The organism is Arthrobacter sp. SAFR-044 (assembly GCF_059414985.1).
Genome location: NZ_JBPFDN010000001.1, coordinates 1 through 16,359, shown reverse-complemented (window position 1 = coordinate 16,359; position 16,359 = coordinate 1). Strand labels below are relative to the sequence as shown.

Annotated in this window: 15 protein-coding genes and 1 rRNA gene; 3 read left to right on the top strand and 13 right to left on the bottom strand. The window is 67.8% G+C overall.

Translation table 11 applies throughout. The features are described from left to right. Position 1: 1 nt before the first annotated feature. Together ACR65J_RS00080 and ACR65J_RS00075 are read right to left on the bottom strand one after the other, a co-directional pair. Positions 2–919: a CPBP family glutamic-type intramembrane protease gene (locus tag ACR65J_RS00080; RefSeq protein ID WP_440164959.1), complete on the bottom strand. Its 918-nt coding sequence runs from the start codon at positions 917–919 to the stop codon at positions 2–4. Positions 920–935: 16 nt separating this feature from the next. Further along, positions 936–1,985, bottom strand: a complete 1,050-nt coding sequence (locus ACR65J_RS00075) for a helix-turn-helix transcriptional regulator (RefSeq protein ID WP_440164958.1) — start codon at positions 1,983–1,985, stop codon at positions 936–938. Between the two features lie 167 nt (positions 1,986–2,152). Here ACR65J_RS00075 and ACR65J_RS00070 point away from each other — a divergent pair, with 167 nt between their 5' ends. Further along, positions 2,153–2,587, top strand: coding sequence for an ester cyclase (locus ACR65J_RS00070; RefSeq protein ID WP_440164956.1), 435 nt, complete (start codon positions 2,153–2,155; stop codon positions 2,585–2,587). Positions 2,588–2,599: 12 nt separating this feature from the next. On the opposite strand, the gene ppsA is transcribed toward ACR65J_RS00070, so the two are convergent. Continuing rightward, positions 2,600–5,011, bottom strand: coding sequence for a phosphoenolpyruvate synthase (ppsA, locus tag ACR65J_RS00065; RefSeq protein ID WP_440164954.1), 2,412 nt, complete (start codon positions 5,009–5,011; stop codon positions 2,600–2,602). 148 nt (positions 5,012–5,159) lie between these two features. Next, complete coding sequence (locus ACR65J_RS00060; RefSeq protein ID WP_440164953.1) at positions 5,160–5,978, bottom strand: pyruvate, water dikinase regulatory protein; 819 nt, start codon at positions 5,976–5,978, stop codon at positions 5,160–5,162. 141 nt (positions 5,979–6,119) lie between these two features. On the opposite strand from ACR65J_RS00060, the gene ACR65J_RS00055 reads away from it, so the two are divergent. Then, the gene (locus ACR65J_RS00055) at positions 6,120–6,743 is read left to right on the top strand and encodes a hypothetical protein (RefSeq protein ID WP_440164951.1); all 624 of its coding nucleotides are present in this window, start codon (positions 6,120–6,122) and stop codon (positions 6,741–6,743) included. Here ACR65J_RS00055 and ACR65J_RS00050 read toward each other — a convergent pair. Next, positions 6,740–7,000, bottom strand: a complete 261-nt coding sequence (locus ACR65J_RS00050) for a hypothetical protein (RefSeq protein WP_440164950.1) — start codon at positions 6,998–7,000, stop codon at positions 6,740–6,742. The two genes, ACR65J_RS00055 and ACR65J_RS00050, sit on opposite strands and share 4 nt — an antisense overlap. A 170-nt stretch (positions 7,001–7,170) precedes the next feature. On the opposite strand from ACR65J_RS00050, the gene ACR65J_RS00045 reads away from it, so the two are divergent. Further along, a complete protein-coding gene (locus ACR65J_RS00045; RefSeq protein ID WP_440164948.1) occupies positions 7,171–7,659 on the top strand; it encodes a hypothetical protein in 489 nt (162 codons plus the stop codon). A gap of 25 nt (positions 7,660–7,684) precedes the next feature. On the opposite strand, the gene ACR65J_RS00040 is transcribed toward ACR65J_RS00045, so the two are convergent. The 8 genes from ACR65J_RS00040 to rrf all read right to left on the bottom strand — a co-directional run bounded on the left by ACR65J_RS00040 (position 7,685) and on the right by rrf (position 16,109). Next, the gene (locus tag ACR65J_RS00040) at positions 7,685–8,782 is read right to left on the bottom strand and encodes a DUF2891 family protein (RefSeq protein WP_440164946.1); all 1,098 of its coding nucleotides are present in this window, start codon (positions 8,780–8,782) and stop codon (positions 7,685–7,687) included. A gap of 21 nt (positions 8,783–8,803) precedes the next feature. Next, complete coding sequence (locus tag ACR65J_RS00035) at positions 8,804–9,775, bottom strand: DUF979 domain-containing protein (protein ID WP_440164943.1); 972 nt, start codon at positions 9,773–9,775, stop codon at positions 8,804–8,806. Then, entirely contained in the window at positions 9,772–10,485 is a 714-nt protein-coding gene (locus ACR65J_RS00030; RefSeq protein WP_159632746.1) for a DUF969 domain-containing protein, read from the bottom strand. The genes ACR65J_RS00035 and ACR65J_RS00030 overlap by 4 nt, the downstream gene beginning before the upstream one ends. Positions 10,486–10,696: 211 nt before the next feature. Next, positions 10,697–11,374, bottom strand: a complete 678-nt coding sequence (locus ACR65J_RS00025) for a GntR family transcriptional regulator (protein ID WP_440164941.1) — start codon at positions 11,372–11,374, stop codon at positions 10,697–10,699. 48 nt (positions 11,375–11,422) lie between these two features. Continuing rightward, positions 11,423–13,189 (bottom strand): acetyl/propionyl/methylcrotonyl-CoA carboxylase subunit alpha, encoded by a 1,767-nt coding sequence (locus ACR65J_RS00020; protein WP_440164939.1) that lies wholly within the window; start codon positions 13,187–13,189, stop codon positions 11,423–11,425. Then, a complete protein-coding gene (locus ACR65J_RS00015) occupies positions 13,182–14,876 on the bottom strand; it encodes a 5-oxoprolinase subunit B/C family protein (RefSeq protein WP_440164937.1) in 1,695 nt (564 codons plus the stop codon). The genes ACR65J_RS00020 and ACR65J_RS00015 overlap by 8 nt, the downstream gene beginning before the upstream one ends. Before the next feature lie 2 nt (positions 14,877–14,878). Then, the gene (locus ACR65J_RS00010) at positions 14,879–15,637 is read right to left on the bottom strand and encodes a LamB/YcsF family protein (RefSeq protein ID WP_440164935.1); all 759 of its coding nucleotides are present in this window, start codon (positions 15,635–15,637) and stop codon (positions 14,879–14,881) included. A 355-nt stretch (positions 15,638–15,992) separates the two neighbouring features. Next, positions 15,993–16,109: ribosomal RNA gene (gene rrf, locus ACR65J_RS00005) — 5S ribosomal RNA — on the bottom strand. Positions 16,110–16,359 lie beyond the last annotated feature (250 nt).

The following is a 16,359-nucleotide window of genomic DNA, read 5'->3' as shown; positions in this document are numbered from 1 at the left end:
GCTACCTCCGCCTTCGCGGTGGCCGGTGCCGGGACCGGACGTGGATCGGCCGGAACCGCCGCGGACCTGTCATTTCACCCCGGCTGGTCAGTGCCGCGGCGGCAACCAGCAGCCACATGATGGCCGCCTGCCCCCACGGGTAGACCTGCTGGGGAACTCCCGGTGCCAGCGGGTTGAGGATGAACTGGAATGCCGACAGGCTGGCGTGCATCAACGCCGCCACGAGCAGGCTCCCCGTATGGTCATAGACCCAAACCATGAGCACCCGGTAGGCCGTAAGCTGGCCGGCCAAGACAGCGGCAACCCACAGCGACATGAAGATTGCCAGGGGCACGCCCCCGTTCGTCCCGCCGCCGCCCCAGTAGTTTACGAAGAAGTGCCAGGCGCCCCACACCACCCCCACCAGGACGCCGGTCCAGAGAACGCTGTAATGCTGCCTGGCCCTGGGAACGGCGAACCCGGTCCAGCCGATCTCCTCGAGAAGCCCGACCACCAGCCCCAGCACAACGCCGGTGACGAGTGTCCCGGCCCTGTCCGGTTCCGTGGCGATCCGAGGCGCATAATCCAGGGAGGATATCCAGAGCACCAGCACGGGGGCGGCCAGCGTCACGGGAGCGACCAGCAGGGCGAAGAGGTACCAGCGCCGGTCGACCCGCCAAGTGAGCAGACGTGCCCAGAGCTCCCGGTACCCTTCCCTGCCCGACACGAACCCGGTCAGGACCAGGCTCGCCACCGCGGGTCCCAGCAGCATGGCCGGCACGGTGGCGGGGATGGTGCGCTGGAACTGTTCCGGTGTGGGCGAGAGGCCCCCGGTGACCACCCACACGGCCGTCACGATGGCGCCCCAGGACAGGAGGAAGGTCACGCCGAAGAACCACGGCAGCGGGTGGGTTCGCACCGATGTCGTCAGGGCATGCATCGGAACCTCCCGCGATTCAGGCCACCAGCCGCGCCACCAGCTCCCCCCGGCTCCCAACGCCCACCTTCTCGAAGACCGACTTCAGGTGGTCGTGCACCGTATGCGGGGAGATGAACAGGCGCCCGGCAATCTCCGCTGTCGAACCACCGGACAGCACCTCCAGGCAGACGTCCCGCTCCCGGGCCGTAACGCCGTACGCCATCAGCAGCAGGCCCGCGAGTTCATGGGTGGTGGCAGGTTCCACGGTGACCACCATCTGCTCCGGGTCATCGCCGGTGATCAGCCGGCTGGCCTGCAGCACTACCCAGTTGTTCCCGGCGTCCCGCATCCTCGCCCGGGCAGTTCCGGACACCGCGGCATGCGCCTGTGCCACGACGGAATAGAGGATCTGGCTGAAGCGGCCGGGTGCTACGTCCTCCACCGCGGCCAGCCAGGAGGCGGCGGCGGGCGTCGCTGCCCGCAGGTCGCCGTGCAGCCCGGCAAGGACAATGACAGGCCCGACGCCGGCGGGTCCCGTTGGGTGCACCACGCGGACAGCCGCCCTGGTCGCCGCAGCCAGGGTGGCGGACACCGCAGCCAGGAATTCCACCTCCCGGTCGGTGAAGTCGCGGCCGCCCTCCCGGAAGATACTGCCCACCCCCCAGCACGCCTCGTCCACCCGGAACGCGGCCCGCAGCTCATGTTCCAGGCCCAGGGGCTTGAGCAGGTCGTTGATCCGGACGCTGCTGACCACGTCCCGGTGCAGCGCGTCAGAAATCCTGGCGATGGGGCGGGGACGCCGCAGCAGTTCCACGAAAGTGTTCGGCTCCCGGCCCGTGTATTCGGACTGGGCAAAGCGCAGGAAGTACTCCTCAAACTGGTGCCCGCTGACCGGCCACGGCTGCCAGTTGATGATGGACGTCATCACCATGGAGTCGGGGTCGACGGCGGCCCAGCATCCCTGCTCGAACGGCACCTCCCGCTGCACGACGGCGAGTGCCGAGGTGTAGAGGTCGGCCAGGTCCATCCCGCCGGCGGCCATTGCGGCGACGTCCCGCCGGGCACGCTCCGCGCGTTCCTCCCACATACCTCCAGTATCGTCCCGGCCGGCGGTGCGGCAATCCCCCAATTTGGGGGTTTCCGGCTTCCCCCGAAACGCCCGGTGAGGGGATCGCCGGGCTGCCCGCCGCCGTCGTACTTTTCCTTCATGACGCCGGCGCCGTGCCGGGCGCCGAAGCATCAATGGAGGCTGTAATGGGACAGGCACGCGACGTCATGGACCGGCTGATGGCGGCCATGGACGCAAAGGACAAGGAAACGCTGGAGAACTGCTACGCCGTCGACGCCGTAATCCGGACTCCGGACCAGGCCGGGATCAGCGGCAGGGAGGCAATCGCGGACTATTTCTTCCACTTCTGGGAAGCCATGCCGGACGTCACGTACGAACGGCTGGCCACGCATGAGGCTGGTGCCGTGGCCGTCGTGGAAGGCTTTGTTGTTGGCACGAACACCGGGCAGCTGAGGCTCCCTGCCGGCGGTACGCTGCCGCCCGCCGGCAGGCAGGTCAGGGTGCGAAGCTGCGACGTTGCCAGAGTGGAGGCAGGCGTGATCACGGAACACCACGCGTACTTCGACCAGATGGAACTCCTGGGCCAGCTCGGGCTGCTGCCCGAGCCGGCCCAGGGGTAAGGGGGCTACCGGCTAAACGCCGGCGGCCGCGGAAACGTCCGAGGCCGGCTCCGCCGCCCCGGCGAGCCGGATCCAGGTGTCCACCACGGTGTCCGGGTTCAGCGAAACGGAGTTGACGCCTTCCTGCACCAGCCACTCGGCGAAGTCCGCGTGGTCGCTGGGGCCCTGGCCGCAGATGCCGACGTACTTTTCGCGGGCCCGGCAGGCCTTGATGGCCATGCTGAGCAGCTTCTTCACGGCAGCGTCCCGCTCGTCGAAGCTGTTGGCCACGATGGCCGAGTCGCGGTCCAGGCCCAGGGTCAGCTGGGTCATGTCGTTGGAGCCGATGGAGAAGCCGTCGAAGTACTCCAGGAACTCGTCGGCCAGCAGCGCGTTGGACGGCAGCTCGCACATCATGATGACCTCAAGGCCGTTTTCGCCGCGGCGCAGGCCGTTCTCGGCGAGCAGCTCGATGACGCCCTGCGCCTCGTCAAGCGTGCGCACGAACGGGATCATCAGCTTGACGTGGGTCAGGCCCATCTCGTTGCGGACGAAGGACAGCGCCTCGCACTCGAGATCGAAGCAGTCCCGGAAGGACGGTTCCAGGTAGCGGGACGCTCCGCGGAAGCCGATCATCGGGTTCTCTTCGTGCGGCTCGTAGGCCGGACCGCCGATCAGGTTGGCGTACTCGTTGGACTTGAAGTCGGACATGCGCACGATCACCGGTTCCGGCGCGAACGCCGCGGCGATGGTGGCCACGCCCTCGGCCAGCCGCTTGATGTAGTAGTCGCGGGGGCTGTCGTAGGCGCTGATCCGCTCCCGGATCTGGGCGGCCACGTCCTCCGGCTGGCTGTCAAGGTTCAGCAGGGCCTTGGGGTGGATGCCGATCTGCCGGTTGATGATGAACTCCAGCCGGGCCAGGCCCACGCCGTGGTTGGGCAGCTGCGCGAACGTGAACGCCTGTTCCGGCGTGCCCACGTTCATCATGACCTTTACCGGGGCCTCGGGCATCTGGGTGATGCCGGTTTCCTCGACGCTGAAGTCCAGCAGGCCCTCGTAGATGGCGCCGGTCTCGCCGTCGGCGCAGGACACGGTGACTTCCTGGCCGTCGGACAGGGCGTCAGTTGCGTTGCCGGTGCCGACGACGGCGGGGATCCCCAGTTCGCGGGCGATGATCGCGGCGTGGCAGGTGCGTCCGCCGCGGTTGGTGACGATCGCGGAGGCTCGCTTCATGATCGGTTCCCAGTCGGGATCGGTCATGTCGGCCACCAGGACGTCGCCGGTCTGGAAGGAAGCCATCTGGTCGATGGCGGTGAGGATCCGGACCTTGCCTGCGCCGATGCGCTGGCCGATGGCGCGGCCTTCGACCAGGACGGGGCCGGTGCCGTTCAGGCGGAACCGGCTCATGCTGCCGGGGGCGCGGCGGGACTGCACGGTTTCCGGGCGCGCCTGCAGGATGTACAGGCCGCCGTCGGTCCCGTCCTTGCCCCACTCAATGTCCATGGGGCGGCCGTAGTGCTTCTCAATGGCGACGGCGTGCCGCGCAAGCTGCTCCACGTCGTCGTCCGTCAGGCTGAAGCGCGAGCGCAGGGACTCCTCCACCGGCACGAAATCGATGGTGCGGCCGATCTCGCTGCTGTCGGTGTAGGTCATCTGCAGGGCCTTCTCGCCCAGGCCGCGCTTGAGGATTGCGGGACGGCCGGCGGCCAGGGCGGGCTTGTACACGTAGAACTCATCCGGGTTCACGGCACCCTGCACCACGGCTTCGCCCAGCCCGTAGGAGGAGGTGACGAACACGGCGTCCTGGAAGCCGGACTCGGTGTCCATGGTGAACATGACGCCGGAAGCGCCGACGTCGGAGCGCACCATGCGCTGGATGCCGGCGGAGAGTGCCACCTCGGCGTGCTCGAACTTGTGGTGCACGCGGTAGGCGATGGCACGGTCGTTGTAGAGCGAGGCGAAGACGTCCTTGATGGCCTGCAGGATGTTCTCGATCCCGCGGACGTTCAGGAAGGTTTCCTGCTGCCCGGCGAACGAGGCGTCGGGAAGGTCCTCGGCCGTGGCGCTGGACCGGACAGCCCAGGACAGGTCGGCGGAGCCGGCGTGCTTGTCCACCAGCTGCTGGTACGCCTCGCGGACCTGCGCCTCGAAGTCCGGCAGGAAAGGCGTGTCGCGCACCAGGGAGCGGATTTCCTGGCCGGCCGCGGCCAGGGCCGTCACGTCATCGGTGTCCAGCCCCACCAACCGGTCGGCAATCTTCTGGTCCAGGCCTGAATCGGACAGGAACCTGCGGTATGCGTCCGCCGTGGTGGCGAACCCGTCCGGAACCTGGACGCCGGCAGAAGTCAGGTTCTGCACCATCTCGCCCAGGGAGGCGTTCTTGCCGCCCACCTTGTCCAGGTCCTTGAGTCCAAGTTCAGAGAACCACAGAACGTCTGTCGTCATGATTGCTGCTCCTTTGCAGTGGGGTGGCGTAGGCGTGGCCGCCCGGACACGGTAGTGCCGGCCGGAAGAAAAGATCCTGTCCACAGTTTCAGGTCTGCCGCACAGTTTCCACATGATGTGCGCCACACCACGTTTGTGAATTTTTTTGCTAGTGCTTGAGGTTCATCCGCTGCAGGATGGTGGCTGCCATTTCCTCCACGGACACGGTGGCCGAGTTAAGGTATGGAATCCGGTGCGAAACGTACAGTTGCTCGGCACTGCGCAGCTCAAAACCGCACTGCCGCAGCGACGCATACGCCGAGCTGGGCCGCCGCTCGGTGCGGATCTGGCTGAGCCTTAACGGGTTGGAGGAGAGGCCGAAACACTTCGACACGAAAGGCCGCAGCGGCTTGGGCAGCCCGTCACGCTGGAAGTCTTCATCCACCAGCGGAAAGTTTGCGGCGAAGATCCCGTGCTGCAGGGCCAGGTACATGGTGGTGGGCGTCTTGCCGCACCGGGACGGGGCCACCAGGATCACCTGGGCCTTCTCCAGCGCACGCAGGCTCTGGCCGTCGTCGTGCTCCATCGCGTACTCCACCGCGGCCATCCGGGACTGGTAGCGGGCGGCGTTCCCCAACCCGTGCGCCCTGCCCGGTTCGCCGCTGGCCGGTGCCCCGAGCGCCTGTTCCAGGACCCCCACATGCGTTCCGATCAGGTCCACGATGACGCCCTTGCAGCCGGCCAGGATCTGCCTGATTTCGCTGCTGACGGCGGTGGAAAAGACCAGCGGCTGGGGCCCGGTAGCAGCCAGGCCGTCGATGGTCCGCACTACGGACCGGGCCTGTTCCGCCGTGGTGATGAAGGGGATGGTCACGCGGTCAAAATTGTCCACCGGGAACTGCGTCAGCAGCGTATTCCCCAAGGTTTCCGCGGTGATGCCGGTACTGTCCGACAGGAAGTAGACAGGCCGTAGAGCAGCAGTGGTCATGGCACGACTTTAGCGCCCGACGGCGGGTGGCAGCGTATCGGCCGACGCTAGACTGGCGGGGTAAGGACGGATTGGGGGATCCAGGGCGGCGCTGCCGCCGTTCCGCTGGTCGGTCGCAGCCAGCGGATTTCAAGGACCACCATGACCTTCTTCAAGGACTTCCCCACCCCTCCCCTGCCGCTGCGGTCGCGGTCGGCACGGTTCGTGCCGCCCCCGTGGGCGGGCGCCCCCTTGTATGAACTGCCCGCCGTTGTCCACCTGGGCGAGTTCGTGAGCCGGACCCCTGAAATGGTGGTGGCGGTCAAGAGCGCCGACGTCTTTTCCACCGGCTGCGCATTCAGTTTGTCCTGGCTTTTCCGCCGCGCAGATCAGTCCGACGAGGACTGGGCCGACCTGCAGCACCTGTTCTTCCAGCCGGGCATGGGGATCCGCCGCGGCAGCGGGAAGCAGACCGGCCTGATGTTCGGCGTCGAATTTCCGGACGGCGCCAAAGCCAGTTCCGGAGCAATGGGTCCCCATGTCTTCATGGAACGTGATCATCAGCCCGAGCCTCCCGTCCTGGTTCTCAACAACGGCGGAGGCAGCGGCGGCGACGACGAGTTCTCCGGCACCGGCACGCTCTGGCTCTGGCCGCTCCCGCCTGCCGGGGAACTCCGGCTGGTGTGCCAGTGGACGGATTTCGGCCTGGAGGAAACGTCATTGATGCTCGACGGCGGGGCGTTGCGTCGGGCAGCGGCGTCCGTTCAGCAGTACTGGCCGGTTTAGACGGCGGACACGATGCTTCCGTACCCCTGCAGGAACATCCGCCGGCCCTGGCCTTCGTCGGTCCACACCCAGATAACGGAGTAGTCGGACGTCACGGCGTCCACCACCCCGGTGCCGGAGACGGTTCCCTCGGCGAAGCGCACTCTGTCCCCCGCGGCGATCCGGGGATGCCTGGTCCGCTTCCTCCGAGGCTTGGGCGTGGTGGCTTGCCCTGCTGCGGCTTGGTCTGACGGGCAGGTCGTGATGTGCTGGGGCATCGGCTTTCCTCGGGCTCGCGGGCGGTGGCCAGCTCATTACAACCCTGCCCGCTGCTCCCAGGTCACGCTCCACGCGTGGTGGGCCAAGACTACCGCGGGGGTGCGGCCGGTGGCACCACGGGAGCCTGCGGCACGAAGTGTGACTGTCCGCAGGAGCCTACACTCAAGGCATGAAGCGGGGGTGGGGAATCCTGAACATCGCGGTGCTGCTGGTGGCGGCGGTGCCAGCAGCGGGATGCAGCACAGTCTGCCCGGCCGTGGGATACGCCAGCATCATTACCGTCACGCTTGCCGGGGAGAATTCCGCCGTGGACGAGGTCCAACTGTGCAGCGACCTGGGGTGTTCAGAAAGGCAGCCGGACTACGGACCGCCGGCGCCCATAAAAACCGTGGTGCCGGGTGCCGCGGCTCCCGCGGAAACTCTTCCCGGTTCCGCCCATACCCCTGCCCCGTTCCTCGGCACCAGGACGGCTCCTGACACGTGGGCTTTCACGGTCTCGTCGGCGCCGCTCCCGCAGCACGTGACACTGCGGGCCCTCAGTACCGACCGCGCCGTGCTTGCAGAGCAGGAGACTGACCTGGTGTGGACCAGGGTGGGCGGTTCCGAACAGTGCGGCGGACCTGTGACAACTCCCCCGATCATCCTGCGCGTTCCGTGATGCGAACGGCTGCCGCCCAGCCAGCTCAGTCCAGCGCCGCCACGGAGCCCAGCGCATCCCAGGCGAAGCTGGCCAGCCAGTGCGTGGACATGAAGTCGCCGCTCTCCAGCCCGCGAAGCCCGGCCTTCAACAGCGGATCCAAGGCCTCGTTGAGCACAGCCGCCGCGGCGGACGCCCCGGACGTGGAGGATTCGCGGAGGGTGGCGATGATCCTGGCCACCTGTCCGGCGCGGGTCAGGTTCAGCCCGTGGAGGTGCACCAGGTAGCCGTCGGTCTCGTCCGTCACGCTGACAGGCTGCAGGATCCGCGACTCCGAGGAAAGGCCGGGGAGGAACGCCGCGAACCAGGCGGCGAACTCATCGGCGGACAGGACGCGGCGCATCAGGTCCGCCTCGCTCAGGCCGGCGGAGAGGAAGTCCTGGCCGCTGAGCTCCCAGTCGCCCGGCCAGCCGCGGTCATTCGCGAACCAGGTGCGGGCCGCTTCCTCGCACGCCGCGGCAGCATCCGCCCGGCCGAGCGACCGGAAGGCATCCAGCATGTAGCCCACGCCGAACGCGGCGTTCGTGTGCAGCCCGTGCCGCACCGGGTACTGGGCCTTGGCCATCCACGCCACACTGAGTTCCGCCACGGCATCCACCAGCGGCTCCAGGGCAGTGCCCCATTCACGGAGCTGCGAGTCAGAGGACGCAGAGCACGTGGCGGCCAGCCGCATCAGCCAGGCCCAGCCGTAGGGCCGCTCCCAGGACGGGTTGGCTACCAGGTAGTCCCGCTCCACTGTCAGCTTGGCCGGCGTCAGGTTAGCGCCCAGCGCTGCCCGGAGCGACGCTTCGGTGGAGCTGTCCACCCAGGCCGCCGTGCCGACGTCGGACGCTCCTTCCGGAGCAGCCCCGGCAGAAGGCGACCGGGGGGTGCCGCCCAGCAGGCTGGCTCCCAGCCAGTGCATGTGCACGCAGGAGTGCCAGTCGAAGGAGGTGTAGAACGCGGGGTGGATTTGCTCCGGCGTGGGCCGGTCCTCGGCGGAAACCTGGGTGTGGTGCGCCGAGTGCGGGAAGGGCTCGGCGAGGTTACCCAGCACCACGGCCGCGTAATCCGGTGCCGCCTGTGCGCGAAGATCGTTGTCCATGGTGCTCCTTTGCGAAGGGGTTTAGTGGAAGGCCAGGAAGTACATCAGCGCGATGTTGACGGCCAGCAGCGGGATGGCCGTGCCCACCTGCGCCGTGATGACGCCGTACTTGTTCTTCATTTCCAGCAGCGCGGACGGCACCAGGTTGAAGTTGGCGGCCATGGGGGTGCAGAGCGTGCCGCAGAAACCTGCCAGCATGCCGATGGCGAAGACGATGGCGGGGTCGCCGTGGAACGTCTGCACCAGCACCGGCCAGCCGATCGCCGCGGTCATGATCGGGAAGGCGGCGAAGCCGTTGCCCATCAGCACGGTGAAGAGGAACATGCCGATGCAGTAGACCAGCACGCCGGCGATCAGCGAGCCCTTGGGCAGCAGACCGGAGGCCAGGTTGCCCACGGCGGTGCCCACGCCTGCCTTGGTGAAGAGGATGCCCAGCGTGGTGAGCATCTGCGGCAGCAGCGCGGCCCAGCCGATGGACTCGAGGATGCGGCGGCTTTCGAAAATGGGCGTCGCCGGGTTCTTCGGCTTGAGGATGAGGAGTGCGACGACGACGGCGGCCACGGCGCCGATGGCCAGGGCTACCAGCGTGGTGTTCTTGGGGTCCAGCAGCGGGGTGCCGCCGATGTTCAGCACGGGCGCTGCAAGGACCAGGATGACGGTGACCAGCGGCAGCGTCAGTGCCGGGATGAAGAGCTTGTTGCCGAAGCGCTTCGCGAAGGCCTCGCGCTCGGGGCCGGTGGAGGTGCGGTGCTTTCCGTGCCCCAGCAGGCCGGTGGACGCCAAGACCACCAGGACCAGGACCGCGACGCCCAGGATCCACCCGGGTGCGGTGCCGGCCTGGACCCAGGTGCTGTAGAAGAAGCACAGGCCCAGCAGGCCCCAGAAAGCGGAGCTGCCCCAGCGGCGGGGATGGTTGGTATCGGCAGCAATCAGTGATGCCCAGGCAACGAACAGCAGGCCGATCAGCCAGTAGACGGCTTCAACGTTGATCATTTGGCTTCTCCTGCGGTTTCCTTCTGGGCGGTGAGCTCGTACTCGCGGTATTCCTTGTCCAGCTGCTTGTCCAGGCGCAGGAGCCGGAAGCCGTGGATGAGGAAGGCGGCGATGGCGGTGGGGATGGCCCAGAGGGCCAGCTGGAGCGGTTCCAGGTGCAGGTGGTAGGTGGTGTCCACGAAGGTGGTGATCAGCAGGATGGAGCCGACGGCCACGAACACGTCTTCACCGAAGAACACGCCAACATTGTCGGCACCGGCGGAGTGGCCCTTGATCTTCTCGCTGATCTTTTCCGGCACGTGCCCGTAGCGGCGCAGCGCGGCACCCTCGGCCATGGGGAACACCAGCGGGCGGACAGTCTGCGCATGGCCGCCGATGCTGTTCAAGCCCACGGCGGCGGTGATCTGGCGGACGGCAAGGTAGCCGATCAGGACGCGGCCGGCCGTCAGTTTGGCCAGGCGGCCGATGAGGACCTTGGCCTGCTCCTGCAGCCCGAAGTACTCGATGATGCCCACCACCGGCAGCACCGCCACGAAGATGGTGACCGAACGGCTGCTGGCGAAGCCGGTGCCGAACGAGTCGAGGATCTGTGCGGGGTTCATCCCGCCCAGCAGCGCGGTGACGATGCCGGCGACGGTGACGACGATCAGGGGGTTCAGGCGGATGGCGAAGCCAACGATCACCAGCAGCACCCCGATGAGTACAAGCATGATTATCCCTTCCCAGGGGACCCGTGACGGGTCTGCGAAAAGTGGGGGCCGGCGCGTCCGTGCCCCGGTTGAATGGTTGGGCGGCGCCGAGGGGCGGGAGCCCCGGTTACGTCAGAGCTGCAGGATGTAGTGAGCTGCAGAACAACGGTGTGATCCACAGCATACCGTTTTGTTCAACAATCCTGCAACCCCTCCCCGGGAAGGGCCTCGGTCAGCGTTCGACGGCGGCGAGCAGCTGTGCTTCGGCGCGGTCCAGGTAGGCGGAGAGGAAGTCCGCTGCCGCGGCCCGGTTCCCGGCTTCCATGAGGTCCACTATTTTTGCGTTGTCCTCCACGTACGGCTCATGGAAGGCAGGGTTGGCGGCCATGGAGTGGAACACCAGGCGCATCTCGGCCAGGACCTGGTCCATGAGGCGGTTGAGCCGCTCACTGCCGGCGCGGTCAACGAGGGCACGGTGGAAGTCCTGGTTGGCGCCCGCCATCCCGGGAATGTCCCCCTCCACGGCGGCGGCCCTCGCTGCCTTGATGATGGCCGCCAGGGGCTCCATCGAGGTCTCTCCGGACCACAGCACCGCCGCGGGTTCCAGGAAGCGGCGGACGCGGTAGATCTCGCGGATGTCATCGGCCGTGGGGTGGGCGACGAACACACCCCGGTTGGGGATCCGGGTAACGATGTGCTCGGCGTGAAGCGCCGTGAACGCCTCCCGGAGGGTGTTGCGGGACACGCCAAGGGCCTCGCGGAGGGCTTCCTCCGCGAGCTTGGAGCCGGGCTTGAGCTTGCCGGCCTCGATGCGGCTGCGCAGCTGCGCGGCCACCCAGAGTCCCGTTTCGGCGTGCTTTGTGGTCCTGGCCTGGGCCTGGAGATCAGCCAGCACCTCGTCAAACGTCATGGCACCACGATATCGGCCCGGGTCTGTGCCGGCGCGCCGGCGTCCCGCTCACCCGATGCTGGTGAGCACCTGGCCGGGCGCGACGGGGTCCCCTGCCGCTGCGAACTGCTCACCCAAGGTGCCGGCGCGGTGGGCGGCGACGGCGGTCTCCATCTTCATGGCTTCGAGCACCAGGACCGTCTCACCCTCCTCGACGCTGGACCCGGGCTGGGCCAGCCACTTGACCACGGTACCGGCCATGGTGGCCAGCAGGTCGCCGTCGTTCTTTTCCGCCTCTTCCCCTGCCGTCTGCTGCGGACCGTCCGCACCGTCCCGGCCAGCTGCACCCCGGCGGCCGCCGCCGTCGAGCAGTGAATCCAGCAGGGCCTTGGGCAGCCCCAGCTCCATCCGCTTGCCGTCCACCTCGATGCCGATAGTCCGGCGGGGCTCCTCCGGGGCGGCGGGGCTGAAGGCCGGGTCCGCCTCCAAGGCTGTGGCGAACTCGCTCTCGATCCAGGTGGTGTAGATGTCCAGTCCGTCGGCCCGGGTGAAGGCGGGGGCCTCCACCACGGCCCGGTGGAACGGCAGCACGGTGGCCAGGCCGCCGATGCGGAGCTCGCGCAGAGCGCGGCGGGCGCGGCGAAGGGCCTGCTGCCGGTCCGCGCCGGTGACCACCAGCTTGGCGAGCAGGGAGTCGAACTGCCCCGGCACCACGGAACCGGCGCGGACACCGGTATCCACGCGGATCCCGGGCCCGGTGGGAACATCGAACTGCGTGACGGCGCCCGGGGACGGCAGGAAGCCGCGGCCCGGGTCCTCGGCGTTGATCCGGAACTCAAACGCATGGCCGCGCGGTTCCGGGTCCTCCAGGATGGGCAGCTCCTCCCCCGCCGCGATGGCCAGCTGGGCGGCCACCAGGTCCACGCCCGAGGTCTCCTCCGTGATGGGGTGCTCCACCTGCAGCCGGGTGTTCACCTCCAGGAAGCTCAGGAAGCCGCTGCCGTCCAGCAGGTACTCCACCGTACCGGCGCCAACGTAGCCGGCCTCGCGGCAGATGGCCTTGGCCGAGGCATGGATAGCTGCCCGCTGGTCGGGGGTGAGGAAAGGCGCGGGAGCCTCCTCCACGAGTTTCTGGTGGCGGCGCTGCAGCGAGCAGTCGCGGGTGCCCACCACCACCACGTTGCCGTGCGTGTCGGCGATGACCTGGGCCTCGACGTGGCGGGGCCGGTCAAGGAATTTCTCCACATAGCACTCGCTGCGGCCGAAGGCGGCCAGGGATTCGCGCACCGCCGAGTCGAAGCTCTCCTCGATATCGGCCTGGTTCCGGACCACCTTCAGGCCGCGGCCGCCGCCGCCAAAGGCGGCTTTGATGGCGACGGGGAGTCCCACCTGCTCGGCGAATGCCCGGACCTCGGCGGCGCTGGCCACCGGGCCGTCGCTGCCCGGGGCCAGCGGAGCGCCGGCGCGGACGGCCACCTCGCGGGCGCTGACCTTGTCGCCCAGGAGCCGGATGGTTTCCGGGGAGGGGCCGATCCAGGTCAGCCCGGCATCGATGACTGCCTGGGCGAAGCCTGCGTTTTCGGACAGGAAGCCGTAGCCGGGGTGGACGGCGTCGGCGCCGCTTTTCACCGCGATGGCAAGGATTTTCTCGATGTCCAGGTAGGTGTCCTGGGGCCTGGAGCCGGGCAGCGCGTACGCCTCCGTGGCGGCTTGGACGTGCAGTGCGTCCGAGTCCGGATCCGCGTAGACGGCCACGCTCTCCAGGCCTGCATCGTCGCAGGCCCGGGCGATCCGGACGGCAATCTCGCCTCGGTTGGCAATGAGGACTTTACGCATGGGGGCTTTCCTTAGGTGTTTCGGGCAGTTCTGCCGGGAGCGTGGCGGCGGCGAACCGCACGGTGGTGCCCGGGGGAAGTTGGGCGGCTTTGTCCAGGTCTGCGTGGACGACGACGGCAACCACCGGATATCCGCCGGTCACCGGATGGTCGGAGAGGAACAGGACGGGCTGGCCTTCAGGAGGTACCTGCACGGCGCCGCGGACGGTTCCCTCGCTGGCCAGTTCGCCGTCCCGGTTTCGGGTGAGCGCGTGGCCGTTCAGCCTGAGTCCGATCCGGTTCGACTGGGGTGTGACGGTCCACTCCTGATTGAGGAAGTCCTGCAGGGTTTCCTCGCTGAACCAGTCCTGCCGGGGTCCGGGGACCACGCGCAGCACGGTGGCTTCGTTCCGGTCCGGGAGGGGCGAGACCTCGGGGTGCCCCACGATGCTCCCGGGTTTGGGATTCCGCACGGGCAGGATGGTGCCGGCTTGGAGTGGTTCGGGGCCGATGCCGGACATGGTGTCCGTGGAACGGCTGCCCAGGGATTCGGGTCCGCCGAGTCCGCCGCGGACACCCACATAGGATCTCAGGCCCGCGGTGGGAGTGCCCACGGTCAGCCGCTCCCCCGCCAGGAGGGCGAAGGGGGCGTCGCACGCAGGGTGGCGTACCGCCGTCGTCCGCTGTTCTGCTTCGATGGCGGCCTGCTCATCCCCAGCCCGCTGCCCTTCCGGGGGCGTGATCTCGAGCGGAACGGCTGCTCCGGTGACGGCCAGGACCTGGTCGCTGAGGGCAACAAGTTCGAGGCCGCCGAAGAGGAGTTCAATGCCGGCGTCGCCTTCGCCGTTGCCTACCAGTCGGTTGGCGCGGCGGAGTGCTCCGCGGTCCATGGCGCCGGCGCTGCTGACGCCGAGCGATGCGTAGCCCGGGCGGCCCAGGTCCTGGATGGTGGACTGCAGTCCGGGCTTGCGGACGGCGAGCCCTTCGGTGGCCGGCTCTTCGTTTGGAGTCTCGCCGGCACTGGACTGCTGGTGGCCGGTCACCGTGGCCTGGGCACGGACGGCATTGAACCGGACGGTGTCACCGGGACGGATCAGCGCGGGGCTTTGCCGGTCCAGGTCCCACATGGTCGCACCGGTCCGGCCGATCAGCTGCCAGCCGCCCGGCGACTGCCGGGGGTAGACGGCCGAGTAGGCGCCGCCCAGGGCAACAGCTCCGGCGGGGACAGCCGTTCGCGGCGAGCGGCGGCGGGGGACCTCCAGGCTGGAATCCTGGCCGGTGAGGTAGGCGAAGCCCGGAGCGAAGCCGGCGAAGGCAGCAGTCCACAGCTGGCCTGTGTGGGCTGCCACCACTCCGGCGCGGTCCAGCCCGGTGAGGGCTGCCACCTCATCCAGGTCCTCGCCGTCGTACACCACGTCAATAGTGACCAGCGTGCTCTCGGTTTCGGCGGGGGCATCCAGGTCCAGGCTGCGGACGTACGCGGCCAGTGCCTGCGCTGCCTGGGGCGAGTCCGCCGTGATGAGCACTGTTCCGGCGGCGGCGATGACGTCGACCTGGCCCGGCTGCGGATGGGCGGTGAGCTGCGCCTGGAGGCTGAGGACAGCGTCCAGGGACGGCAGCTCCACCAGGATGGCCCTGTCACCGGCGGGGCGGATCCCGGTCAGGACCGCATGTGATGCTGTACGGGCTTCATGCTGTTGCGCGGTCATGGCTAGGCGAAGCTCTGGATCCGGATGCCGGCGTCCACCAGTGCGGCGCGGACGGCAGCGGCCATGGCCACGGACCCGGGGGTGTCACCGTGCAGGCAAATGCTCTCTGCCTTGACAGGGACAAGGGAGCCGTCAATGGCACGGACCACCCCGTCAGTGGCCAGGCGCAGGACATGCTCGACGACGTCCGCCACCTCGTGCAGCACGGCGCCGGGTTCACGGCGGGACACCAGGGTGCCGTCGGGGTTGTAGGCGCGGTCAGCGAATGCCTCGGCCACGGTCCGCAGTCCGCCAGCTTCGGCCTGGCGCTGGATCTCCGAGTTCGGGAGCACCATGAGGGGCAGCGTGGGGTCCACGGCAAGGATCGCTGCGACCACTGCACCGGCCTGCTTGGGGTGGTTCACGATGGTGTTGTAGAGGGCGCCGTGGGGCTTGACGTAGCGGACGGCAGTTCCGGCAGCGAGGGCCACTGCCTGGACGGCGCCGATCTGGTAGACGACGTCAGCGGTCAACTCTTCCGGGGTCATGTCCACGAAGCGGCGGCCAAATCCGGCCAGGTCCCGGTACCCGGGGTGTGCACCCACAGTGACGCCGGCCTTCACTGCGGCCTGGCAGGTGGCCATGATGCCCACGGGATCGCCGGCGTGGAAGCCGCAGGCTACGTTGGCACTGGATACACTCTCGAAAATGGCGGCGTCATCGCCGAAGGACCAGTTCCCAAAGGACTCGCCGACGTCGCTGTTCAGGTCGATGGTGGGCATTGTGATCTCCGTCTCGGATTGGTGTCCTTCAAGAATGCCCTAAAAATCAGGATTGTTCAACAATCCATCATCCTCGTTACGAACCTCTCCGCGACGCGGCATCATGTCCTGCCCCTTCTCCCCCTACCCGCTATCACATCCTGCCCCTTCTCCCCGAACTGCATCACATGCTGTCCGGTACGGGGCGGGAAGTGATGGCGGGTCCGAGGAATCCGGGCAGGATGTGATGGCGCGTTGGGGCACTGGCCTGAGGGTTTCCCTGGGACGGGGTTCCGCTCGCTGCGGAGTGTGGTGTTTTGTTTGTTAAATGTGGGAGGCCCCAACCGTGTGGTTGGGGCCTCGACCTCAATGATTGTTCCGGCGGTGACCTACTCTCCCACACCCTCCCGGGTGCAGTACCATCGGCGCTGTGGGTCTTAGCTTCCGGGTTCGGAATGGGACCGGGCGTTTCCCCCACGCTATGACCGCCGTAACCCTTTCACCCGCACCCCGCAGGGTTGGGAAAACTGTGGTTACAACTCGCTGCCCCTGGGGACAGCTTTGTGGTGTTGTATTCAATTGTGTTGGTTCCGTGTGCCAATCAACCCGTGTTGGGGGTTGTTGGTTGGGAACCACATAGTGGACGCAAGCAGAATTTTGTATGTTTCTGTGTGGTGTAAGTTGTTGGCCTATTAGTACCGGTCAGCTTCACGAGTCGTTAGTCCTCGCTTCCACATCCGGCC

Excerpts from the sequence above, each read along its gene's own strand:
- ACR65J_RS00080 (WP_440164959.1), bottom strand. The coding sequence starts at position 919 with ATGCATGCCCTGACGACATCGGTGCGAACCCACCCGCTGCCGTGGTTC.
- ACR65J_RS00075 (WP_440164958.1), bottom strand. The coding sequence starts at position 1,985 with ATGTGGGAGGAACGCGCGGAGCGTGCCCGGCGGGACGTCGCCGCAATG.
- ACR65J_RS00070 (WP_440164956.1), top strand. The coding sequence starts at position 2,153 with ATGGGACAGGCACGCGACGTCATGGACCGGCTGATGGCGGCCATGGAC.
- ppsA (WP_440164954.1), bottom strand. The coding sequence starts at position 5,011 with ATGACGACAGACGTTCTGTGGTTCTCTGAACTTGGACTCAAGGACCTG.
- ACR65J_RS00060 (WP_440164953.1), bottom strand. The coding sequence starts at position 5,978 with ATGACCACTGCTGCTCTACGGCCTGTCTACTTCCTGTCGGACAGTACC.
- ACR65J_RS00055 (WP_440164951.1), top strand. The coding sequence starts at position 6,120 with ATGACCTTCTTCAAGGACTTCCCCACCCCTCCCCTGCCGCTGCGGTCG.
- ACR65J_RS00050 (WP_440164950.1), bottom strand. The coding sequence starts at position 7,000 with ATGCCCCAGCACATCACGACCTGCCCGTCAGACCAAGCCGCAGCAGGG.
- ACR65J_RS00045 (WP_440164948.1), top strand. The coding sequence starts at position 7,171 with ATGAAGCGGGGGTGGGGAATCCTGAACATCGCGGTGCTGCTGGTGGCG.
- ACR65J_RS00040 (WP_440164946.1), bottom strand. The coding sequence starts at position 8,782 with ATGGACAACGATCTTCGCGCACAGGCGGCACCGGATTACGCGGCCGTG.
- ACR65J_RS00035 (WP_440164943.1), bottom strand. The coding sequence starts at position 9,775 with ATGATCAACGTTGAAGCCGTCTACTGGCTGATCGGCCTGCTGTTCGTT.
- ACR65J_RS00030 (WP_159632746.1), bottom strand. The coding sequence starts at position 10,485 with ATGCTTGTACTCATCGGGGTGCTGCTGGTGATCGTTGGCTTCGCCATC.
- ACR65J_RS00025 (WP_440164941.1), bottom strand. The coding sequence starts at position 11,374 with ATGACGTTTGACGAGGTGCTGGCTGATCTCCAGGCCCAGGCCAGGACC.
- ACR65J_RS00020 (WP_440164939.1), bottom strand. The coding sequence starts at position 13,189 with ATGCGTAAAGTCCTCATTGCCAACCGAGGCGAGATTGCCGTCCGGATC.
- ACR65J_RS00015 (WP_440164937.1), bottom strand. The coding sequence starts at position 14,876 with ATGACCGCGCAACAGCATGAAGCCCGTACAGCATCACATGCGGTCCTG.
- ACR65J_RS00010 (WP_440164935.1), bottom strand. The coding sequence starts at position 15,637 with ATGCCCACCATCGACCTGAACAGCGACGTCGGCGAGTCCTTTGGGAAC.